Source organism: Massilia sp. DD77 (assembly GCF_036961685.1).
Lineage (GTDB): Bacteria > Pseudomonadota > Gammaproteobacteria > Burkholderiales > Burkholderiaceae_D > Telluria.
In genome coordinates, this window is the sequence record NZ_JBAMDH010000085.1 from 1 (window position 1) to 3,995 (window position 3,995).

Below are 3,995 nucleotides of genomic sequence, written 5' to 3' on the forward strand. Positions count from 1 at the left end.
CGCTATGACTGTCTCGCCCATCATCTGTTTGAAACCCTCGATGAGATTCAGGAATTTGCCACCAACTGGCTGTGGACCTACAATCACGACCGGCCCAACATGGCACTCGGCGGTATCACGCCAAAACAGAAATTGGCACTGGCCGCTTAACCTCTACTTTTAGCGTGCTCTAAAAATGGGGGGACTACCTCTGTCTGGTACCCACACAGGTCCGCGAGCGCTACTTCTAGCTTGTATCGCGGCATGCCAAGGCGACGACCTATAGTTCAGCTTCTTCTCGTGCAGCCGTACGTTCATGAATTCGGGCATCCGATCCCAGCATTACAAGCGTTAAGTTCAACGTAAACGTGACGCCAGCGCCGAACTTAATATTGCCATTACCTTAATGGCAGTTAAGGCCCGGCGCGCCTTTCGGTCGGTTTTTTCGGCGTCGTCGGCTTGCGCTTGCGGATAATCGTTACCTGACCATCCGGTTCCAGGTAGGCGCGCTTGACCTCTGCAATGTCTTCGATCTCGTGTTCACGCAGCATTTCCGCAAGCTCTTCATCGGAGATGAGTTCACGCTTCAGGTTCTTCTCCTGCCTGACGCCGTCCTTGACGATGCAAAGGGGCATGGGCAGGACGAACCTGCGGAACAGGAGAAAGCGGAAACTCAGGTAGTTGAACGCATAGCTCCAGCCGATGATCACGCCAATAAGGAAAAAGCCGTCCAGTATCGACTTGTAGCCGCCGGCCATGGCGTTTTGCGATGCATCCGCAATAATCACCAGAACCAGCAGGTCGGAAATGCCGAGGGCGCCGATGTCGCGCCGGACCACGAACCTGAACATGCAGAACAGGAAGAAATACGTCAATGTGCCGCGCACGAAGAGTTCAACGGGCGATACGGTAAAACTGAAAAGCGATGTCCAGTCCAGGTCGAGCATATAGGCGCTGTCCAGGTTCACGGAACGGAAGGAAATGGCAGCACTGCGTAGGGAAGCCGGGCCCACGCCTGCCAGTCCCGCTGCCTGTCCCTATGGTAACGAGCCCATGTTACCCCAGGCGCGAACGGCAGGCCGTCCAATAGCCAAGCGCCGCCCCGGCGCTGAGTCGTCTAGAATCGCAGGCGTAGCTGCTCATCGCCTGTCCACCGCCGGCCTGACTTCTTGAAGAAGGAGCTGAATTGGAAAGCAAGTCAGTGGCGCATGCCGCCCTCGTCAAAGCAGTCGTCTATGCGCTGGTCGTGGTGTTCCTGCTGTTCGTCCATGCGACGGCCGATGTCCTCCTGATGCTGTTCGGCGGCATCCTCATTGCAATCCTGTTCTCCAAGACCTCGCACTGGATCCACCAGCGCACCCGGATCAACGAAAAGCTGGCCCTGGCCGGGGCTATCCTGCTGCCCCTGCTGGCCCTAGTACTGGGAGCGTGGGCGGCAGCGCCCGACATCAGTGACCAGATCGGCAAGTTGTCCGAGCGGCTACCGCGGGCCGCCGAACGGCTGCGCGACCAGCTACTGGAATACGAGCTGGTTGCGCGCGCATGGGACAGCACGAACCAGCTGCGCGCGCTGGTTCCGGACGATTCATCCGCAGCGCAGTATGCCGCCAGGTTCTTTTCGTCCACGCTCGGAATGTTCGGTAACGCTGCCTTTGCGCTGTTCGTCGGCCTGTTCCTGGCGCTGCAGCCCGCGCTGTACATTCGTGGCCTGCTGCTGCTGGTGCCGAGCGTTCGCCAGGAACGCGCGCACGAAGTATTGCGCGCTACCGGGGCCATGCTCGGCAACTGGCTGCTCGCCAAGCTGGCATCGATGGCCGTGATCGGCATCCTGACCACCGTCGGTCTCATGCTGCTCGGCATCGACCTGGCACTGATCCTGGGCCTGATCGCGGCTTTGCTGTCCTTTATCCCGAACTTCGGGCCCATCCTCTCGGTCATCCCCGCCGCCCTGATCGCACTTGCTGAAAGCCCTGACAAGGCATTGTATGTGCTTGCCTTGTACGCCGCCATCCAGGCGGTCGAAAGCTATGGATTGACGCCTTTTCTTCAGCAACGCTTCGCGGACATGCCGCCGGCGCTGCTGTTGACGATGCAGGTGCTGTTCGGCGTCGTGGCGGGGGTGGCCGGCGTCATCTTCGCCACGCCGCTCACCGCGGCAGCCATGGTGATGGTGAAGATGTGGTATGTGGAAGACGTGCTTCACAAATGCAGCGGGCGGGCGGAGGAAGCGCCCGGCTGAAGGCCCCGACAACAACCCTCTGGCAAGCATGCGTCGGGTAATCGGCAAGGATGCGATCGTATTTGTCCAAATGTAATTTCAAGGAGAGCATCATGATGAAATTCATCCTGTGGGCGGTCATCATCATCTTTGTCATCGGCCTGCTCGTCGTGAGCGGCGTGTTCAGTCTCATCTTCTAAGCCGGTGCCGCCGGCGCAAGGGGCATGGCAGGCACCGCGGCGGGCGCCGTGGCTGGCGTTGCTGGCCGCCTGGCTGTGCTGCTTCCCCCTTGGGGCGGGGGCGCAAAGTACGCGTGCGACGGTCCTGCTCGACGGGCGCGTCCTGTTCGTGGTCGGGGATGCGGCCGGCCAGCCCGCGCGCGCCCGCGCCCGGGCGATCGAGGAAAGACTCGGTGCGCTGCTCGAAGCGCCCAGCCGGCAGCGCAGCGTCAGCGTCCTCCCCGCGTCATCGCCGCCCGGAAGCTACCTCGTCACCGTGGCGGGCCGGCCGATCGTCACGGTCGGCATCGAGGATGCGGAGGATGCCGGCCTTCCGGCCCGCGACCTGGCCCGGCAATGGGCCGGCATCATCGAACGCGCACTGGCGCGCGGCGCCGAACGGCGCGCCTCCGCCGGCAGCCGCTTCGTCACCGAGGTCCAGTCGAGCATCGAGACCGCCTTCGCGCGCCTGCTGGAATCGGCCGTCGTGGTGATTCCGCGCGCGCTGGCCGCCATCCTGGTGTTGTTCGCCTTCTGGATGCTGGCCCGGCTGGTGCGCTGGACCATGCGGCGGGTGTTCCGCCAGTTCCTGTCCGACCTGACCGCCGAGAACCTGATCAAGCAGGTGGGTTACTATGCCGTGTGGGCGCTCGGCCTGATGGTCGCGGCGGGCGCCTTCGGCATCGAGCCGGAAGACGTCGCGACCGGCTTGGGCCTGACCAGCATCGCGCTCGGCTTCGCCCTGAAGGACATCCTGTCCAATTTCGTCAGCGGGCTATTGATCCTGATCCTGCGGCCCTTCCAGCTGGGCGACCAGATCATCATCGGCGAAACCGAGGGCAGCGTGGAACGGATCGAGTTGCGCGCGACCCTGATCCGGACCTATGACGGCAGGGTGGTCTCGGTGCCGAATGCGGAAACCTTCACGTCGCGCGTCACGAACAATACCGCCAGCCCGGTGCGGCGGGCGGCGCTGCGCATCTACATGGATTACGACACCGAGCTGCCGCGCTGCTGCGCGGTGCTGCTAGAAGCCGCCGCAACGGTTGACGAAGTGTTGCCCGAACCTGCGCCCGCGGTCCGGGTGCTGCAGTTCGAGAAGGACGCGGTGGTGCTGGAACTGCGCTTCTGGACCGATTCGCGGCGTTCCGACTTCGTGGCCACGGCTTCGCGGGTCAGGCTGGCGGCCATCGACCAGCTGCGCGCCGCCGGCATTCCCCTGCCGTCGCCGACGCTGAGCGTGGAGCTGGTGCCGCCAGCTTCCGCAAAGCCCGCAGCGCGAGGCGGTTAGCTAGCGCGGTGGCCATTGCTGGTTTTCAGATATCAATGACCTCACGCAGCAAGCCTCGCGACACCCGCCACTATCCACCATCGCAGTACAAAGAGTAGGTTTTGGTGTTCATTCGGGTAATCGTGCATGTGCGTTCGCGAAGATGCTTGACGGTCAAGCCGACGGTATCGCCCAGCTTAAACACGGTGACACCAGAACGACGCGGTGGCGCCTATGATGCGTGCTCGGCACGGTGGAGGATCGGCAACGATGGCGGCGCAAGGCAGTTCTGGGCGAGCCAGTCATAGCA

At 62.6% G+C, this 3,995-nt stretch carries 5 protein-coding genes; 4 read left to right on the forward strand and 1 reads right to left on the reverse strand.

The window, feature by feature from the left end; translation table 11 throughout:
- The coding region (locus tag V7778_RS25025; protein WP_335560342.1) for an integrase core domain-containing protein at positions 1-150 on the forward strand (150 nt) is incomplete at its 5' end.
- Between the two features lie 242 nt (positions 151-392).
- Here the strand turns inward: V7778_RS25025 and V7778_RS25030 are convergent.
- A complete protein-coding gene (locus V7778_RS25030; protein ID WP_335560337.1) occupies positions 393-926 on the reverse strand; it encodes a DUF421 domain-containing protein in 534 nt (177 codons plus the stop codon).
- A gap of 239 nt (positions 927-1,165) precedes the next feature.
- Here V7778_RS25030 and V7778_RS25035 point away from each other — a divergent pair, with 239 nt between their 5' ends.
- The 3 genes from V7778_RS25035 (at position 1,166) to V7778_RS25040 (ending at position 3,706) form a co-directional block, all read left to right on the forward strand.
- Positions 1,166-2,218 carry an AI-2E family transporter gene (locus tag V7778_RS25035; protein ID WP_335560338.1) on the forward strand — a complete coding sequence of 351 codons (1,053 nt, stop codon included), beginning with the start codon at positions 1,166-1,168 and terminating at the stop codon, positions 2,216-2,218.
- A 62-nt stretch (positions 2,219-2,280) separates the two neighbouring features.
- Complete coding sequence (locus V7778_RS25195) at positions 2,281-2,397, forward strand: hypothetical protein (protein WP_442920760.1); 117 nt, start codon at positions 2,281-2,283, stop codon at positions 2,395-2,397.
- A gap of 58 nt (positions 2,398-2,455) precedes the next feature.
- On the forward strand, positions 2,456-3,706 hold the full coding sequence (locus V7778_RS25040; RefSeq protein ID WP_335560340.1) for a mechanosensitive ion channel family protein: 1,251 nt from the start codon (positions 2,456-2,458) through the stop codon (positions 3,704-3,706).
- Positions 3,707-3,995 lie beyond the last annotated feature (289 nt).

Coding starts and splice junctions, on each gene's coding strand:
- V7778_RS25030 (WP_335560337.1), bottom strand. CDS start 926: ATGCTCGACCTGGACTGGACATCGCTTTTCAGTTTTACCGTATCGCCC.